We start from the raw sequence: 18,198 nt of genomic DNA, 5'->3' as shown, positions 1-18,198 counted from the left end.
TCCTGCTCGTGGTGTCCGACGATAGCGGAGCCACGGCGGCGGGGCCAAGCTAGGAAGCGCTCTGGCAAATGTCAATCGTGTTGACAATTGCCGAATGAGCCCATAGCGTCACGGATCAGGGAGGAACGAATGGGCGCAGATGCCGTGTTCCGTGTGGAGGGCCTGAGGAAATCCTTTGGCCAGAACGAGGTGCTTGGCGGCATCTCGCTCGACCTTTTTGCGGGCGAGGTGACCGTGCTGATGGGCGCCAACGGCGCAGGCAAATCCACCCTGGTCAAGATCGTCAGCGGCGTCTACGCGCACGGCGGCGGGACCATGCGGCTCGCCGGCAAGGCCTTCGACCCGCAGACCCCCGCCGAAGCTATCCGCGCCGGCGTCGTCACCGTGCATCAGAACATCAATGACGGCGTGGTCGCCGATCTCGATGTCGCCACCAATTTGACGCTCGACCGCTTGAGCGGCAAGGGCGCGTCGATGCTGTTCAAGCCGCGCACTGTCCGCGCCGAGGCCAGAGCTGTCGCCGACCGCATGGGGCTCACCATCGATCTCAAGGCGCGCGTTGCCGATCTTGCGCTTGCCGACCGCCAGATGGTGGCGATTGCGCGCGCCATGGCGCATCGGCCCAAGGTGCTGATCCTAGACGAGCCGACCTCGTCGCTGTCGAGCGCCGAGGCCGACCGGCTGTTTGCGCTGATCGACCGGCTGCGCGGGCAGGGGGTCGCCATACTCTACATCTCGCACCGCATGTCCGACATCAGGCGGCTCGCCGATCGTGTCGTATCGATGCGCGACGGCCTCATCTCCGGCGTGTTCGACCAGAAGCCGCTCGATTACGAAGGCGCCGTCAACGCCATGCTCGGCCGCAAGATCCATCTCGACAGGGTGGTGGCGAGAAGCTCGGCCCGCGCGGTCTTCACCGCCGAAGGCGTGCGGCTCGCGCAAGGATCGAAGCCGATCTCGATGACGCTCGGCACCGGCGAGGTGGTGGCGATCACCGGCCTGGTCGGCGTCGGCAAGACGGCTTTGGCCGAGACGCTGTTCGGCGTACGCCGGCCGCTCGCCGGAACCATGCATATGGACGGTAAGCCCTATGCGCCAGGCTCGGCGCGCGAGGCGATCGCCGCCGGCGTCTTTCTTGTCGCCAAGGACCGTGCGGCAAGCGGCATCGTCGGCGACTTCAACATCGAGCGCAACATCAGCCTGCCGTTCCTCAAGCGCATGTCGGGCTTCGGTGTCATGAAGAAGCGTTCCGAGCGCGCTGTCGCGCGCCGCCAGATCGACGAGCTTGGCATCGTCTGCCGGTCCGAGAAGGACGAGCTGTCGGCGTTATCCGGCGGCAACCAGCAGAAGGTGATGGTGGCGCGCTGGATGTCGCAGGCCTCGCGACTCTTCATCCTCGACGAACCGTTCCAGGGCGTCGACATCTCGGCGCGGCGCGACATTGCCGCCAAGCTGAGAGCCAGCGCCGACGGCCGCGCGACGCTGATCTTCGTCACCGAGATCGACGAGGCGCTTGAGACCGCCGACCGCATCCTGGTGATGTCGGAACACACGATCGTAGGCGAACATCGCAACGCCGAAATCGACCTCGACCGGCTGCTGGCGGAAGTGGCCGGCGGACCGCTTCACAGCGCGGCATGAGGTCAATGCATGTTGCCCAAAAGTGCGCAGCGGTTTTGGGAAAACGACATGCATGAAAACAAAGCTTTAGGAATTGCATGAAGTGGAGTTGGAATGAGTTTCTGTCGGACAGCCGCGCGGCGGGGTGCTGAATGATGCGCGACTACGCCATCCGCTACGGCTTCATCGTCCTGCTGGTCGGGCTGATCGCCTATTTCGCTGTTGCCGCCGACGGTTTCGTTTCGCCGCAAAGTGCCGTCTTCATCTTCCAGTCGGTGGCAATCACCGGCGTGCTGGCGCTCGGCGTCACCGCGACGCTTGTCGTCGGCGGTTTTGACCTGTCGATCGGCTCGGTCGCGACCAGCGCCATGATGGCGGCCTCCTACGCCATGGTGGTGCTGGAGCAGAACGCCGTCGTCGCCGTCATCGCCTGCCTGGTCATCGGCGTGCTCGTCGGCCTGATCAATGGCTGGCTGATCGTCTACATGCGTGTGCCCGATCTCCTGGCCACACTCGGGATGATGTTCCTGCTGCTCGGCCTGCAGCGCATCCCCACCGAAGGCCGCTCGATCGCCACCGGCATGACCATGCCCGACGGCTCGGTCGCCAACGGCAAGTTCTCAGAGGCCTTCCTGGCGCTCGGCCGTCACCGCATCGACTTCTTCATCCCGAACCTGATCCCGGTCTCGGTGGTGGTGCTCATCGTGCTCGCGGCGCTGATCTGGTTCTTCCTCGAATACACCCGCTTCGGCCGCATGATGTATGCCGTCGGCAGCAACGAGAGGGCGGCCGAACTCGCTGGCGCGCCTGTCAAGGCATACAAAATCTGGGCCTATGTCATTTCGGGAGTTTTTGCCTCGATCGGCGGGATTTTGCTCGCCGCCCGGCTTGGACGCGGCGACATCGCCTCGGGTAATAATCTCTTGCTCGACGCAGTAGCGGCGGCGCTCATCGGCTACGCGGTGCTCGGCGCCGCCAAGCCCAACGCCTTCGGCACTGCCGTCGGCGCGGTGTTCGTCGGCGTCCTGCTGCAAGGCCTGACGATGATGAACGCCCCTTACTACACGCAGGATTTCGTCAAGGGCGCGGTGCTTGTCGTCGCCCTTGTCTTCACCTTCGCCCTTTCCGGCAGGGGCAAGAGATAGTTTCGACCGGGGGTATTGAGACAAAAACGGAGGAAAACAAAGTGAGCATCACAAGAAGACTTTTGGGGAAGGCGGCACTCGGCCTCGCCGGCGCGGCGCTGCTGATGCAGGGCACGGCATTGGCGGCGGACAAGCCGGCGCCGTTCGACAAGCCCGGCGTCAAGATCGCGCTGGTGCGCTATCTGTCGACCGGTGACTTCTTCCAGGCCTATCTCTCCGGCGTCGAGGCGCAGGCCAAGGCGCTTGGCGTCGACCTGCGCGTGCTCGACAGCCGCCAGGACGCGGCGCTCCAGGCCGACATGGTCGACCAGGCGATCGCGCTCGGCGTCCAGGGCATCATCATCCAGCACGGGCTGACGGAATCGATGAAGGACGCCGCCCAGCGCGCGGTCGATGCAGGCATCAAGGTCGTCGCCTTCGACGTCAATGTCGAGAACCCGAAGATCCCGCAGATCGAACAGTCCGACAAAGACCTCGCCAAGCTCGCGCTCGAGCAGGCCGTCAAGGACAATGGCGACAGCTGGAAGGCCGGCTATGTCTATGTCGCCGGCATCGCCCCGCTCGACCGCCGCAACGAGACCTGGGTCGACGTGAAGAAGAAATACTCGGGCATCGACGAGGTCGCCATGTTCGGCACGCTCGACAACCCGATCGCCAACTCCGTCGCCAACCAGGCGCGCTCGGTGCTGCAGGCGCATCCCGACATCAAGGTGATGTTCGCGCCCTATGACGAGTTCGCCAAGGGCGTGAAGATCGCCGTCGACGAGGCCGGCCTGAACAAGGGCATCAAGATCTATTCGGCCGACATCTCGACCTCGGACATCGCTGCGATGCGCGAGCCGGACAGCGCCTGGGCGGCGACCGCCGCCACCAATCCGGCCGTCGTCGGCCAGGTCTCGGTGCGCGCGCTGGCGCAGCTGCTTGCCGGCGAGGATCCCGGCCACAACGTCATCGTGCCGCCGACGCTGATCACCCAGAAGGAGCTCGTCGACAAGGACATCAAGAACATGGAAGACCTGTCGGCCAGGCTGCCGCAGTTCGCCCATGCCGATGTCGCGATGCCGGCCTGGATGCCGAACCCGAACGCCAAGTAAGGTTCAAGCCACTCGAAAAGGAAAGAGCGGCCCCTGGGGCCGCTCTTTTCGTATTGGCCTTCCAACTCTGCGCTTAAGGCTGGCGCTGCCAGAAAGGCAGCTTCGCGATCTCTTCCTCGACCTGCCGGTTCGTCAGGCCGATGTCGTCGATCAAATGCGGATTGTCCCTGGCCATCCGCTTGAGGTCCAGGCGAAAGCGGGCTCGCTCGCGCGAGGCCGCTATCCTGCTCCGCAAGGCCGTCAGGCAGTAGCGCCAGCGCCCTGCGTGCATCGCCGGGCGTGCGGTCAAGGGTGCGCAAGGCGCAAGAATATCGGTCATGGCAACCTCCATGCGGTTGAAGGTCTGGAGACCTTCGGTCTGAATTGAGATTGCAGTCTGCCGCAGGCGAGCGGCGGCGTAATTAAGCCCATCCAAATAGTTCTCAAAACTTCCAAATCGGCTATAGATGCGCCGCATGCAGGGATCGCGCTTTGCTTTTGGACCGTTCGTGTTTGATCCTGCCGCGGGGACGCTGCTGCGGGGCGATGTTCCCGTCGCCGTCGGCCACCGTGGGCTGAAGCTGCTGGAGGCCCTCGTCGCGCGGCCCGGCGAAATCCTGGCCAAGGCCGAGTTGATGGACGCGGCGTGGCCGGGCACGGCCGTCGAGGAAGGCAATCTCACCGTCCAGATCGCCCAGCTCAGGAAGCTGCTTGGACCGGCGGCCGACGGCGGCGAGTGGATCGCGACGGTGCCGCGCGTCGGCTACCGCTTCACCGGCGCCGTCGAAAAACTCGATGGCACGCAGCAAAGGCCTTTGCCGCTGCCCGACAAACCGTCGATCGCAGTGCTGCCCTTCGTGGCCTTCGGCAGCGATCCCGAGCAGGAGTCCTTCGCGGACGGCTTGACCGAGGATCTGATCACCGACCTCTCCAGGATAGGTGGCCTGTTCGTCATCGCCCGCAACTCGGTGTTTGCCTATAAGGGTAGGGCGATGGATGTGCGCATGATCGCCAAGGACCTTGGCGTGCGCTTCTTGCTGGAAGGCAGCGCACGGCGCGCCGCCGGGCGCGTGCGCATCAATGCCCAGCTGGTCGACGCCGTGAGCGGCGAGCATCTCTGGGCTGAGCGCTTCGATCGCAGCCTGGAAGACATCTTCGCCGTCCAGGACGAAGTGACGGCCAAGATCGTCGAAGCACTGCTCGGCCGGCTGCGCGCGCCGCCGGCGCGCAACCGGCCGCGAAATTTCGAGGCCTATGATCTGTGCGTGCGGGCACGCAAGCTGATCGACGATTCACCGCAGACGGCGCGCGAAGCGCATCTGATGCTGACGCGTGCGATCTCGCTCGATCCGGACTATGCCGAAGCCTACCGCTGGCTTGCCATGAACCATTGGATGGGATGGGTGCATTGGGGCCAACCCGTCGAGCCAAACCGCAGCGTTGCGCTCGAACTGGCGCGCAAGGCCGTCGCGATCGATCCCAACGATGCCGGCTGCCGCTGGGTGCTTGCCAATTTGCTTGCCTATGAGCGCCGCTTCGAGGAGGCGGATACCGAATTCGCCAGGGCAATCGAGCTCGATCCGAACGAGGCCGACACCTGGGCGACATTGTCCGACATCGAAGTGCTGGCCGGGCATGTCGAGGACAGCCTTGAGCACATCCGCAAGGCGTTCCGGCTGAACCCGTATCCGCCGAGCTGGTACTATCTGACGCTCGGCGCGGCGCAATATGCGGCCCGCGAGTACGAAGCCGCCGTCGAGACGCTGCGCCGCGACGAAACCTATCGGACAAGCTCGCGCCGTTTTCTGGCGGCAAGCCTCGCGCAGCTCGGCCGGCTCGACGAGGCGCGCGCGGAGGTCGAGATGTTCCTCGTCGCCAACCCGCATTTCACCACCAGCCACTGGGTCTGGACCGAGCCGTTCCGCGACGACGCGACGCTGAAGCATTTCGTCGATGGCTTCCGCAAGGCCGGTCTGCCGGAGTGACGCGCCGACCCGAGCGGTTGGTCGCTCGTGAGATTTCCTCCGAGCCTTGGCCTCACCGGCCGGCGCGCGCCAGCCCGTGGGCCACCAGCCGGTCGATGACCTCCGGATAGCTGACACCGCTGGCCGCCATGGCCTTGGCGTACATGCTGATGTTGGTGAAGCCGGGAATGGTGTTCAGTTCGTTGATCAGGAACGTCATGTCCGGCGCCAGGAAGAAGTCGACACGGGCCATGCCGTCGCAGCCGAGCGCTCTGAACGCCCTTGCGGCCGTGTCGCGCATGGCTTCCTCGATCTCGGGCGAAAGGTCGGTCGGCACGATCAGGGCCGCGCCATTTTCGTCTATGTACTTGGCGTCGTAGTTGTAGAAGCCGTGACTCCGTGCGGGCACGATCTCGCCCGGCCGCGAGACGAAGAGTTCGCCCGAGGGGGCCTCCAGCACGCTGAATTCTATCTCGCGGCCACGAACGAATTCCTCCGCCAGGAGCTTGCTGTCGTGCCGGAAGGCTTCCGCCAGCGCTCTATCGAATTCCTGGCTGGCATTGACCTTTGCGACGCCGACCGACGAGCCCTGCCGCGCCGGCTTGATGAACAGCGGCAGGCCGAGCTGGTCTTCCAGCTCGGCAAGGGACGGCGCCGCATCCGCATCGATCGTCACCGAGCGTGCGACAGGCAGTCCGGCCGCCTTCAACAGCCGCTTGGCGATATCCTTGTCGAGGGCCGTGGCGGAGCCGAGGATGCCGCAGCCGGCGAGCGGCACGCGCGCTACTTCGGCCAGCCCCTGCACCGCGCCATCCTCGCCATTCAGTCCGTGCAGCACCGGAAACAAAATATCGATGCCAGGCATGTCGTGGGCTGCGCCGCTGGCGGGGATCGCCAGCATTCGTCCGTGCCCGCCCGGCACCAGGCAAAGCTGCGTGCCAACCGACGGTGTGGCCAGCGCGCCATCCTCGAAGCGGCTCAGCAGCCATTGCCCTTCGCGGATGACGAAGATCGGAACGGCATCGTATTTCGCCGGCTCCAGCGCTGCCATGACATTGGTCGCCGAAAGCAACGATACCTCATGCTCGGCGGAGCGCCCTCCGAAGAGCACGCCGATGCGCAGTCTTTTCACGGTCATCGACAACTCCACCAAGGATCAGGATTGGGGCTCGCAGGCGAAACACCAGGCATCCCGTTCAACCGTAGTAAGCCGAGGATTGGAGTGGGACTTTGACCGGTTGCAGCAGTTTTTCAGCAGAAGCGCGAAAGGCTGTCCGACCTGAACGGCGTCGTGTCAGATTTCCAGATCCTTGAACAACTCGTCGGCCGAAGCGAAGCGCTTGCCCTTGCCGTTCTCCAACTCGGCCATGGCCTTGCGGGTGGCTGCGTTGGGCACTTTCACCGGAAAGGGAAACTCCTTGTCGGCGGCAACGCGGACCAGCAGCAGCCGAATGGCGTCGGAAACCGACAAGCCCATGGCCGCCAAGGCTTCCGTTGCCTGATCTTTCGTTGCGGTATCGATCCGAGCGCGGACTACTGTATCTGTTGCCATATGCGACTCCTTGAAGCTACAATGTAGCTACAGAGGATCGTCCTTGCAAGCAGGCGCCCTGTTTTTTTGCAGGATAACCATCACCGCAGCGCTGCCGCGATGTTGCCACCGTCCACCGTCGTCACGTCGGCGGTTGTCCGCTCGGCCAGTGCCTGGTGCAGGAAGGCCTGTGCCACGTCGTCGGCCGTCACTTCCTGTCCGAGCAGATTGCCGGACATGTACTCCTTCTCCGAGACGCCGCGCGCGCCGGACCGGCTGGCGATCATCGCGTCGGTCAAGAGACCCGAGCGGATGCGGTCGGCATTGACCGCATTGGAGCGGATCCCATAGGCGCCGTAGTCAAGCGCATACTGCCGCGACAGGAACAGCGTCGCCGCCTTCGGGATGCCGTAGGCGCCGAATTTCGGCCCGGGATTGATCGCCTGTTTGGAGGTGTTGAAAAGAAGCACGCCGCCGGTGCCCTGTTCCAGCATGATGCGCACCGCGTTCTGCGCCGCCGACTGGTGGGCGAAGAAGTTGAGCTCGAAGCTCTTGCGCAGCGTGGCGTCGTCGAGTTCGCCGATGCGGCCTTCCCAGGCGGCGCCCGCATTCGAGACCAGGATGTCGACGCCGCCATAGACGGCAACCGCCTTGTCGAAGGCGGCGCGCATTTCGGCCGGATTGGTGATGTCGGCACCGACGCCGATCGAATTGTTGCCGGCGGCCTTCGCCGCCTCCGCGGCCTTGGCGGGGTCGAGATCGACGATGACCGCATGCGCGCCGTTGGCGGCGAACAGTTTTGCCGTCGCAGCGCCGATGGCGCCGGCGCCGCCGGTGATCAGCACGACCTGGCCGGTCAGCGGCTTGGGCTTGTTCGAGGCGAGCTTGGCCTGCTCCAGAGACCAGTATTCGAGCGGGAAGAGGTCGGCCTTGGAGAGCGGATGGAAATTGCCTATCGCCTCGGCGCCACGCACCGCCTCGATCCACATCTCGCCGACATCCGACGCGATCCTGGCGTCCTTCAGCGTGCGGCCATGGCCGAACATGCCGAGGCCCGGCACCAGCGTCAGGCGTGGCATCGGGTCGAGCATGGTGCGCTTGACGTCGTCCAGCGCGTCGTTGGTCTCGAAATAGGCGGTGTAGTCGTTGACGAAGGCCTCGACATGGCTGCGGACCACAGACTTGTAGTCGCCGAGCTTGTCGGCATCGGGCGCCGGCACCGCCATCGGCCCGGTCTTGATGCGGATCGACAGATCCGGCGTCGACACGCCACGGCGGGCATAGTCGGCGATCTTCGCCGAATTGATGAAATCGATAACGGCATCGGACGTGCGGAAGTCGCTGATCATGCGGTCGAAGCGGCCTTCGCCGCGCGCCACGGCCACGGCGCCGCGCAGCGTTGGCGCGATGTCGTTCGGCTTGGCGAGCGTCGCCGGCAGCGCCGCCTTGGCCGCCTGCGGCTTGCCGTTCTTCGCGATATAATCCTCGGCCACATTCACGTAGCGGATCATCCGGTCATAGGCCTGCCTGGCATCGTCGCCGAAGGTGAAGATGCCATGCTTGTCGAGGATCAGCCCTTCGACGCTCGGGTCGGCGTCGAAGACTTCCGCGGCGGCTTTGGCAAGGTCGAAGCCCGGCTTGATGTAGGGCACGTAGCCCATCTTGTCGCCGAACACGGTCTTGATCAGCGGTTTGCTGTCTTCCTGGTCGACGATGGCGAGGATCGCGGTCGAATGCGTGTGGTCGACAAATTTGTGCGGCAGGAAGGCGTGCAGCAGTGTTTCGACCGACGGGTTGGGGGAGGCGGGATCGATGAGGTTAGAGCGCTGCAGCGCCACCATGTCCTCGTCGGCGAGCTTGTCCAGGATGCGCGCCTTGAGCAGCGCGCCCATCTTCACCGCCGGCAGGCCTTGCGGTTCGATGACGGCCATGTCCCAGCCGCTGCCCTTGACACAGAGCACGTCCCATTCGTCGCCGACCAGATCGGTGGCCTTGGTCTTGCAGGAAGTGTTGCCGCCGCCATGCAGCACCAGCCGCGGCTCGCCGCCGAGCAGGCGGGTGGTGTAGACGCGCAGCGCAAGGTCGCGGCCGACGCCCTTCCTGGCATAGTCGGCAACCATCTTTTCCGCGTCGGCGTCATTCCAAAGGTTCTTCATGTCGTTGCGTCCGATTCCGTCTTGTGCTGCTCATGAACAGGAAGCCGCGACGTCTTGATGACAGAAGCGGCGAGGGTGGTTTTTCCACAGCATGATGCCGAAAAGTGTGAAGCGGTTTTCGGACGACATCATGCTCTATCTCTTTGATTTAGAGCCGGATTCAGATTTCAGGTCGAACAGACCTGAAATCATCCGGCTCTAGGAGGCCTTTTTGGTTGCCGTGCCGGCGTGCTGGAGCAGGCGCCCGGCCATATGCGCGCCGACCACCAGATGCGTGCAGAGCCCGCCGGCAATTGCCGAAAGCAGCGGCTCGAACTTGGTGTCTTCCTGCACCACCATCAGCCGCTTCCCGATGGCGCGCAGCGAGGCGAGCTCGGCGGAGATGACGCGGCGGTTGTAGCTGCAGTCGAGCACCTCGCCGGCGGCGTCGATGATCTGCCCGGCGATGACGCCGGCAGCGCCCTCGTCACGCAAGGCGGCCATTTCGGCCGCTGACAGCGCGCCGCACTTCACCAGATGGCTGTCGGCGTCGACCGCGCCGACGGAGTAGAGCGCGAGATCGCAGTCGGCGATGCCGGCCAACTGGTCGCGGATCACCGGCTCGGCGCGCAGGCCTTGCGCCAGCGCCTCGGTCGACAGCACCAGCGGCGCGTAGAAGTTCAGGCCCTTGGCGTTGAGCCGCCGCGCGATCTCCATCGTGCATTGGTCGGGCCGGTAGGAATAGGGCGCGCCGAGATTGCCGCAGAGCTGCACCACGGTGACGTCCTGCAGGTCGGCATAGGACATGATGTCGGCGATGGTGTAGACGGTGCGGCCCCAGGCGACGCCGATCCGGTCGCCCTTTTTGACAAGCTCGAGAAAGACGCTCGCCGCCAGCACCGCGATGTCGGTCGAAGGATCGGCCAGATAGGCGTTCTCCGGCGCGATCCAGACGGCGTCGAGGCCGAAAGCATCTTCCAGCCGGCGCGCCATGACGTCGTCGGTGAAGAGCTGGGTCGAGGTCGAGATGTTGACGATGCCGGTCTCGCGCGCCTTGCGCAGATACATGGCAACCGATGCCCTGGAAATGTTGAGCTGGTTCGCCACTTCGTCCTGGCGAAGGCCATGGGCGTAGTAGAGCCAGGCGGCCTTGTGGATGAGCTGTTCTGCCGGTCTGATCGCCATGCCGTCTCCTCGGCTGACATTAGTCACGGCTCTCGACAAAAGTCAAACATGGAAACCGAAGTGACAATCTCCTCGCGGCGCGGATCAATCCGGATCGCCATTCCACCAAGCCGGAGCAGCATAGCATTTTCAGCCATGCGAGGGGGATAGCGCGACGACATGCTCAAGGTTAGAACGTTCGAAAAGGACTTTGGGGAGAACGGGATGGCCAATCCCTACGAACAGGATCTCGACAGGAACGCCGCCAACCACCAGCCGCTGACGCCGCTGACCTATCTTGAGCGGGCGGCCAAGACCTATCCCGACCATGTCGCCATCATCCATGGCAGCCAGCGTATCACCTACCATGATTTCTGGCGCCGCTCGCTGAAGCTCGCCTCGGCGCTGTCGAAACGCGGCATCGGCAAGGGCGATACGGTGACGGTGATGCTGTCCAACACGCCGCCGATGCTGGAAGCCCATTTCGGCGTGCCGATGACCAGGGCGGTGCTGCATTCGCTGAACACCCGCCTCGACGCCGCCGTCATCGCCTTCCAGCTCGACCATGCCGAGAGCAACGTGCTGATCGTCGACCGCGAATTCTCGGGCGTCGTCAAGGAAGCGCTGGCATTGGCCAAGGCCAAGCCATTGGTCATCGACTATGACGATCCCGACTACGCCGCCGATGCCCCCTATCCGAAGGGCGAGCGGATCGGCTCAGCTGACTATGAGGATTTTCTCGCCGGCGGCGACGAGGCTTTCGCCTGGTCGATGCCCGACGACGAATGGGACGCCATCTCGCTCAACTACACCTCGGGCACGACAGGCAATCCGAAGGGCGTCGTCTACCACCATCGCGGCGCGGCGCTGATGGCCTACACCAACACCATCCATGCCGGCATGGCCAAGCACGCGGTCTATCTCTGGACGCTGCCGATGTTCCACTGCAACGGCTGGTGCTTCCCCTGGACGCTCGCCGTGCAGGCCGGCACCCATGTCTGCCTGCGCTGGGTACGGGCGAAGCCGATGTACGACGCCATCGCCGACCACGGCGTCACTCATCTCTGCGGCGCGCCCATCGTCATGTCGGTGCTGATCAACGCCAAGGACGAGGACAAGCGCGCGTTTCCGCAGACCGTCACCTTCAACACCGCCGCAGCACCCCCGCCCGAGGCCGTGCTTTCCGGCATGGCTGACGCCGGCTTCGCCGTCACCCATCTCTACGGCCTGACCGAGACCTACGGCCCGGCCGTCGTCAACGAATGGCACAATGAGTGGGATGGATTGGAGAAGGGCCCAAGGACGGCGAAGAAAGCCCGCCAGGGCGTGCGCTACGCCTCGCTCGAGGGGCTCACGGTGATGGACCCTCAGACGATGCTCGAGACGCCGGCCGATGGCGAGACCATCGGCGAGGTCATGTTCCGCGGCAACATCGTCATGAAGGGCTATCTCAAGAACCGCAATGCGACCAACGAAGCCTTCACCGGCGGCTGGTTCCACTCCGGCGATCTCGGCGTCATGCATCCCGACGGCTACATCCAGCTCAAGGACCGCTCCAAGGACATCATCATTTCGGGCGGCGAGAATATCTCGTCCATCGAGGTCGAGGACGCGCTCTACAAGCATCCCGCCGTCGCCTCGTGTGGGGTGGTTGCCCGCGCTGACGACAAATGGGGCGAGGTGCCGGTCGCCTATGTCGAGCTGAAGCCCGGCAAAGCAGCGACCGAGACCGAGATCATCGAGCACTGCCGCTCACTCTTGGCTCGCTTCAAGGTGCCGAAGGCGGTGGTGTTTGCGGAAATCCCGAAGACCTCGACGGGCAAGATCCAGAAGTTCCGGCTGCGGGAGATGGCGAAGGGGGCATAATTCGCTCCCACGTTCTCTTGGTCAGCAGCCGCGGCGTCGTCATCCTAGGGCGAAGCAAGGAGCGAAGCGACGCGCGCAGACCCTAGGATCCATGCCGTGACGTCGGCCGAAGAACGAAGGCGGATCAAGAAGTTACGCTGATATACACTCGACATAGGCCATAAGCTATTCGCAACCGCCGGAGCGCGGCCGCAAGGTCATGGCATGGATCCTAGGGTTTCCGCGACGTCGCTTCGCGACTGCTCCACCCTAGGATGACGACGGCGCAGAGCCATCGGCTAATCGCGGGCTGCTCGCTTGTTCCTGTCACCATCTGTCACCAAATTATACGCGTACGTCGATTTCGCGTTGACTCATCGCTGCTTTCGTTTTACGACTGATGAAAATTGAAATTCGTCACTCATCAAAACGAAAGTGCCATGTCAGAAGCCGCCAACATCGTGGCAGACCCCGCCAGACAGGAGAATGTGACCCGCATTCTCGACTGCGCCGAGCGGCTGTTCCGCCATTACGGCTACGGCAAGACCAATGTCGCCGACATCGCCCGCGAGCTCGGCATGTCGCCGGCCAACATCTACCGCTTCTTTGCCTCCAAGGTTGAAATCCACCAGGCCGTCTGCGGCCGTATGCTCGGCGCCAGCTACAAGATGGCTTACGAGATCATGCACCTGCCGCTCAGCGCCGAGGAGCGGTTGCGGCGTTACATCCATGCCCAGTACAAGATGACGCTGGAGACCATGCTCGACGAGCAGAAGGTCCATGAGATGGTCATCGTCGCGCTGGAGCGCGATTGGGGCGTGATCGACAAGCATGTCAACAGCATCCACGACCTGTTCGCCGATGTGATCCGCGAGGGCATCGAGGCCGGCGAGTTCAGGCAGCAGGATCCGGAGACGGCTTCGCGCTGCTTCGGCGCCGCCACCGTCATTCTGTGCCACCCGCAGATGGTGGCGCAGTGCCTTGCCAAGACCAATCGGGCGATGCCCGACGAACTTATCGACTACGCCATCAGAGCCTTGAAATAGAAGCTGCCCGCCGGGTGCGGTGTCGAGAAATCATCTCCAGTCCGGGAGTGCTAAGGTGTCTTTGTCCAGTTCCATCCTCCGCAAGCTGCCGGCCACCGGCCTCCCGGCCGTCGGCATCATCGTGGCAGCGCTCGGCCTTGCCGGCTGCAGCCAGGAAAAGGCCGAGGTCGTCCAGGAGGTCGTCCGTCCGGTCAAGGTCGTCGAGATCGGCGAGGCGCAGACCACCCGCCAGCTCGACTATTCCGGTTCGGTGCGCGCCCGCACCGAGATGAACCTCGGCTTCCGCATCGCCGGCAAGGTCACCGAGCGCCTCGTCGACATCGGCCAGCATGTGAACGAGGGCGACGTGCTCGCCCGCGTTGACCCTTCCGACTATGAGCTGTCGGTGAAGAGCGCCGCGGCTAGCCTCGACGCCGCCGAGCGCCAGGTCGAAACCGTCGACCTCGCCAGGAAGCGCGCCGAGCAGCTCTATGCCAAGAATTTCGCGCCGAAGTCGCAGCTCGACCAGGCCCGGCTGACCTACGACCAGGCCGTGGCGACGCGCGATGCCGCCCGCTCGACGCTGGCCCAGGCACAGAACCAGGTCCAGTACGCCGATCTCAAGGCCAGCAAGAGTGGCATCGTCACCGCGATTTCCGCCGATGTCGGCCAGGTTGTCGCCGCCGGCACGCCGGTGATGACTGTCGCCGTCGACGGCGAGAAGGAAGTGTCGATTGCGGTGCCGGAAATGGATATCGCCGGCTTCAAGCCCGGCAAGGAGGTCAAGGCGAGCTTCTGGTCCGACGAAGGGCTTGCCCTTGACGGCAAGGTCCGCGAGGTCGCTGGCAGCGCCGATCCGCAGTCGCGCACCTTCGCGGTCCGGGTTTCCCTGCCCAACGATCCGCGCGTGCTGCTCGGCATGACCGCCAATGTCCAGGCGACCGTGGGCAGCAAGGCGCAGCTCGTGTCGGTCCCGCTGACCGCAATGGCCGAGAAGGATGGCAAGCAGATCGTGTGGACAGTCGATCGCGCCTCCGACACCGTGCATCCGCGTCCGATCAAGGTCGCCAACTTCACCGCCGATGGCGTTGCCGTGGCCGACGGCTTGAAGCAGGGCGATGTCGTGGTCGCAGCCGGCACCCAGTTCATGACCGACAACCTGAAGGTCAAGCTTTCCAGCGACGCCCAGCAGTCCGCCTCGGCGGAGGATGACGTCGCGACCACCAGCAGCCTGCGCTAACCAGGCGTAACAGACGCCTTTCCCGCTCTCGCTGCGTCAAGCCGCGAGCCGGGGAGGGCATGGGTTCCGGGCGGCGAACGCCCGATCGTGAGATGCCGGCATGTTGGCTCCCCCGCAGCAGTGCCGCGTCCAGCGCGATTTGCGAGTCTCTCTCCGCTTGAGGGGTCTCGCCGCCCGGAAGCCCGACCGAGAGTTCACGGGCAATGCCAGGCTGGCATTGCCGATCAATTGGACTGGACTTGCGCCATGACCACCGACAGCAGCACTGAAAAGCGGCCCTTCAACCTCTCGCGCTGGGCGATCGGACATCCGAGCATCGCGCGTTTCCTGTTCGGCCTGATCATCCTCGCCGGCGCGCTCGGCCTCATGCGCATGGGCCAGAAGGAAGACCCGGACTTCACCTTCCGCGTCATGGTGGTGCAGGCGATCTGGCCGGGCGCCTCGATCCAGGACATGGAGGATCAGGTCGTCAACAAGATCGAGCGCAAGCTGCAGGAAACGCCGCATCTCGATTTCGTGCGCTCCTACACGCGAGCCGGCAGCGCCATCATCACGCTCCAGGTGAAAGGCGACACCAATGCCGAGGAGGTGAAGGACGCCTTCTACCAGGTGCGCAAGAAGGTCGGCGACATCGCCAGCGATCTGCCGCAAGGCCTGCTTGGTCCTTATTTCAACGACGAGTTCGGCGATACCTTCATCACCCTGCATTCGATCAGCGGCGACGGCTTCACCTATCCGGAGCTGAAGAAATTCGCCATCCAGGCGCGCGACATGCTGTTGACGACGCCGGGCGTCGAAAAGGCCGTCATCATCGGCGACCAACCGGAGAAGATCTACATCGACGTCTCGTCCAAGGCGCTGTCCGAGCGCGGCCTGACCATCGTCGACCTGCAGAACGCCGTGAAAGGCCAGAACGCCGTCGATCCGGCGGGCTCGGTCGACACTGGCCTGCGCTCGGTGCGCATTTCGGTCGAGGGCGACGTCACCAAGGCCGCCGACATCCGCGAGCTGAGGCTGCGCTCCGGCGATCAGGTGACGCGTCTCGGCGACATCGCCACCGTCTCTTCCGGCCTTGAGGATCCCTACGAGCGCAAGTATCGCTTCAACGGCCACGAGAGCGTCCAGGTCGGCGTTGTCATGGCCAAGGGCTTCAACGTCAGGGATGTCGGCAAGGGTGTCGAGGCGACCTACCAGCGCTTCGAGGCTGGGCTGCCCTACGGCGTTTCGGTCGACCAGATCTCCGACCAGCCCGAGGTCGTCAAGGATGCGGTGAACGAATTCATGGAAGCGCTCGGCGAGGCGCTGCTCATCGTGCTGGCCGTCTCGCTGCTGTCGATCGGCTGGCGCTCCGGCCTGGTGATTGCGATCGCCATCCCGCTGGTGCTCGCCGCGACTTTTGCCATCATGTATGAGATCGGCATCGACCTGCAGCGCATCTCGCTCGGCGCGCTGATCATCGCGCTCGGCCTGTTGGTCGACGACGCCATGATCGTCGTCGAGATGATGGAGCGAAAGCTCGAGGAGGGGCTGGTCAAGATCGAGGCGGCGAGCTTCGCCTATACCTCGACCGCCTTCCCGATGCTCACCGGCACGCTGATCACCACGGCTGGCTTCATCCCGGTCGGCTTCGCGGCGTCCACCGCCGGTGAGTATGTGCGCACGCTCTTCTATGTCGTCGGCATCGCGCTGATCGTGTCGTGGTTCGTCGCGGTCTATTTCACGCCGTGGCTGGGCTACATGATCCTGAAGCAGCGCAAGCACGCCGGCAGCCATCACGATGTCTTCGACACCGGCTTCTACCGCCGCCTGCGCGCGACCGTCACCTGGGCCGTGCGCCATCGCATCATCGTTTTGGTGATGACGCTGGTCACCTTCGCCACCAGCCTGTGGGCCTTCCAGTTTATCCCGCAGAACTTCTTCCCGCAGTCCTCGCGTCCGGAGATCCTGGTCGATCTGTGGCTGCCGGAAGGCACCTCGATCAAGGAGGTCGAGAAGCAGGCCCAGGCGCTGGAAGCCAAGATGATGGACGATCCCGACAAGCGGTTTATCGCCACCTATATCGGTGAAGGCGCCCCGCGCTTCTTCCTGCCGCTCGACCAGCAGCTCCGCAATCCGAACTTCGCCCAGCTGCTGGTGATGGCCAAGGACGAGCCGGCGCGCGAGCGGCTGATCGTCAAGATGCGCGGCATCCTGGCAAAGGATTTCCCCTCCATTCGCGGCAAGGTCGACCGTCTCTTCCTCGGACCGCCGACGGGCTGGCCGGTGCAGATGCGCGTCATGGGTCCGGACCGCCAGGAGGTGCGCCGCATCGCCGACGAGGTGAAGGCGAAGTTCCAGGCCAACCCGCTGCTCGGCGCCATCCATGACGACTGGCTGGAGCCGGTGCCGGCGATGAAGCTGGTGATCGATCAGGATCGTGCCCGCGCTCTCGGCGTCACCTCGCAGCGCATCCGCCAGATGCTGCAGGCCACCATGACCGGCGCGCAGCTCGACGACTTCCGCGACGGCGAGGAGACGGTCTCGATCGTCGCCCGCGAGCCGGAGGCGACCCGCCATCTCTTGTCCTCGGTCGACTCGGTCTACATACCGACCGACTTCGGCGGCTCTGTGCCGCTGTCGCAGGTGGCCAAGGTCGTGCCCGTCATGGAGCAGGGCATAGAATGGCGGCGCGACCGCCTGCCGACGATTAGCGTGCGCGCCACGCTGCCGGACGGCGTGCAGTCGAACGACGTCGTCACCAAGATGTACAACGACATGAAGGATCTGCGCGCTGGCCTTGCGCCCGGCTACAAGGTCGAGATCCAGGGCGGCGCCGAGGATTCGGCCGAGAGCCAGGCCTCGATCGCGGCCAAGGCGCCGATTATGCTCGCCATCATCGTCGTGCTTCTGATGGTCCAGCTGCAGCATTTCGGCAAGTCGATGCTGGTGCTGGCCACCGGCCCGCTCGGCATCATCGGTGCCGCGGCGGCACTGCTGATCAGCGGCGCGCCGTTCGGCTTCGTCGCCATTCTCGGCGTCATCGCGCTGCTCGGCATCATCATGCGCAACTCGATCATCCTGGTCGACCAGATCGACCAGGATATCGCGGCCGGCATGGAACGATCGGAAGCGATCGTGGGTGCTGCCGTGCGCCGCTTCCGGCCGATCATGCTGACCGCGCTGACCGCGGTTCTGGCGCTGATCCCGATCTCGCGCGCCGTCTTCTGGGGGCCGCTGGCCTACGCCATGATGGGCGGCATTCTCGTCGCCACCGTGCTCACCATCCTGGTGCTGCCGGCGGGTTATGCCCTGTTCTTCGGCCGCGCGCCCAAGCAGGCCAAGACTGACGAGCAGGCACCGGAGCCGGAGAAGGTCGAAGGCATCGAAAGACCGCAGCTGGCCTTGGCTGCAGAGTAGGGCATGATCCCGAAAGGGCGCGCGGCGGTTTTGCTTCGCTGAACATGCTGAAACGATAAG

13 protein-coding genes are annotated in these 18,198 nt (G+C 64.3%); 8 read left to right on the top strand and 5 right to left on the bottom strand.

The window, feature by feature from the left end; all coding sequences use genetic code 11:
* Positions 1-129 precede the first annotated feature (129 nt).
* The 3 genes from RFM98_RS05460 (at position 130) to RFM98_RS05450 (ending at position 3,859) form a co-directional block, all read left to right on the top strand.
* Complete coding sequence (locus RFM98_RS05460; RefSeq protein ID WP_320307873.1) at positions 130-1,641, top strand: sugar ABC transporter ATP-binding protein; 1,512 nt, start codon at positions 130-132, stop codon at positions 1,639-1,641.
* A 131-nt stretch (positions 1,642-1,772) separates the two neighbouring features.
* Entirely contained in the window at positions 1,773-2,765 is a 993-nt protein-coding gene (locus RFM98_RS05455; RefSeq protein WP_320307872.1) for an ABC transporter permease, read from the top strand.
* Between the two features lie 41 nt (positions 2,766-2,806).
* Entirely contained in the window at positions 2,807-3,859 is a 1,053-nt protein-coding gene (locus RFM98_RS05450) for a substrate-binding domain-containing protein (RefSeq protein WP_320307871.1), read from the top strand.
* Positions 3,860-3,932: 73 nt separating this feature from the next.
* Here the strand turns inward: RFM98_RS05450 and RFM98_RS31345 are convergent, their stop codons facing one another.
* Positions 3,933-4,316: a DUF1127 domain-containing protein gene (locus RFM98_RS31345; RefSeq protein WP_430682259.1), complete on the bottom strand. Its 384-nt coding sequence runs from the start codon at positions 4,314-4,316 to the stop codon at positions 3,933-3,935.
* Here RFM98_RS31345 and RFM98_RS05440 point away from each other — a divergent pair.
* Positions 4,306-5,823 carry a winged helix-turn-helix domain-containing tetratricopeptide repeat protein gene (locus RFM98_RS05440; RefSeq protein WP_320307870.1) on the top strand — a complete coding sequence of 506 codons (1,518 nt, stop codon included), beginning with the start codon at positions 4,306-4,308 and terminating at the stop codon, positions 5,821-5,823. The genes RFM98_RS31345 and RFM98_RS05440 overlap by 11 nt on opposite strands.
* A gap of 52 nt (positions 5,824-5,875) precedes the next feature.
* Here the strand turns inward: RFM98_RS05440 and RFM98_RS05435 are convergent, their stop codons facing one another.
* From RFM98_RS05435 to RFM98_RS05420, 4 genes are all read right to left on the bottom strand, one after another.
* Entirely contained in the window at positions 5,876-6,940 is a 1,065-nt protein-coding gene (locus tag RFM98_RS05435; RefSeq protein ID WP_430682258.1) for a D-alanine--D-alanine ligase family protein, read from the bottom strand.
* A 156-nt stretch (positions 6,941-7,096) separates the two neighbouring features.
* Entirely contained in the window at positions 7,097-7,354 is a 258-nt protein-coding gene (locus tag RFM98_RS05430) for a type II toxin-antitoxin system RelB/DinJ family antitoxin (protein WP_320307868.1), read from the bottom strand.
* A gap of 80 nt (positions 7,355-7,434) precedes the next feature.
* Positions 7,435-9,489, bottom strand: coding sequence for a bifunctional aldolase/short-chain dehydrogenase (locus RFM98_RS05425; protein WP_320307867.1), 2,055 nt, complete (start codon positions 9,487-9,489; stop codon positions 7,435-7,437).
* Positions 9,490-9,687: 198 nt separating this feature from the next.
* Positions 9,688-10,653 carry a sugar-binding transcriptional regulator gene (locus RFM98_RS05420; RefSeq protein WP_320307866.1) on the bottom strand — a complete coding sequence of 322 codons (966 nt, stop codon included), beginning with the start codon at positions 10,651-10,653 and terminating at the stop codon, positions 9,688-9,690.
* A gap of 204 nt (positions 10,654-10,857) precedes the next feature.
* Here RFM98_RS05420 and RFM98_RS05415 point away from each other — a divergent pair, with 204 nt between their 5' ends.
* From RFM98_RS05415 to RFM98_RS05400, 4 genes are all read left to right on the top strand, one after another.
* Complete coding sequence (locus tag RFM98_RS05415) at positions 10,858-12,498, top strand: acyl-CoA synthetase (protein ID WP_320307865.1); 1,641 nt, start codon at positions 10,858-10,860, stop codon at positions 12,496-12,498.
* Between the two features lie 419 nt (positions 12,499-12,917).
* Complete coding sequence (locus RFM98_RS05410) at positions 12,918-13,523, top strand: TetR/AcrR family transcriptional regulator (protein ID WP_320307864.1); 606 nt, start codon at positions 12,918-12,920, stop codon at positions 13,521-13,523.
* A gap of 55 nt (positions 13,524-13,578) precedes the next feature.
* A complete protein-coding gene (locus RFM98_RS05405; RefSeq protein WP_430682257.1) occupies positions 13,579-14,742 on the top strand; it encodes an efflux RND transporter periplasmic adaptor subunit in 1,164 nt (387 codons plus the stop codon).
* A gap of 246 nt (positions 14,743-14,988) precedes the next feature.
* Positions 14,989-18,138 carry an efflux RND transporter permease subunit gene (locus RFM98_RS05400; RefSeq protein WP_320307863.1) on the top strand — a complete coding sequence of 1,050 codons (3,150 nt, stop codon included), beginning with the start codon at positions 14,989-14,991 and terminating at the stop codon, positions 18,136-18,138.
* Positions 18,139-18,198 lie beyond the last annotated feature (60 nt).

This window comes from Mesorhizobium australafricanum (genome assembly GCF_033977265.1).
GTDB lineage: Bacteria > Pseudomonadota > Alphaproteobacteria > Rhizobiales > Rhizobiaceae > Mesorhizobium > Mesorhizobium australafricanum.
The sequence above is the reverse complement of the archived record's forward strand: the minus strand, read 5'-3'. Positions and strand labels throughout refer to the sequence as shown.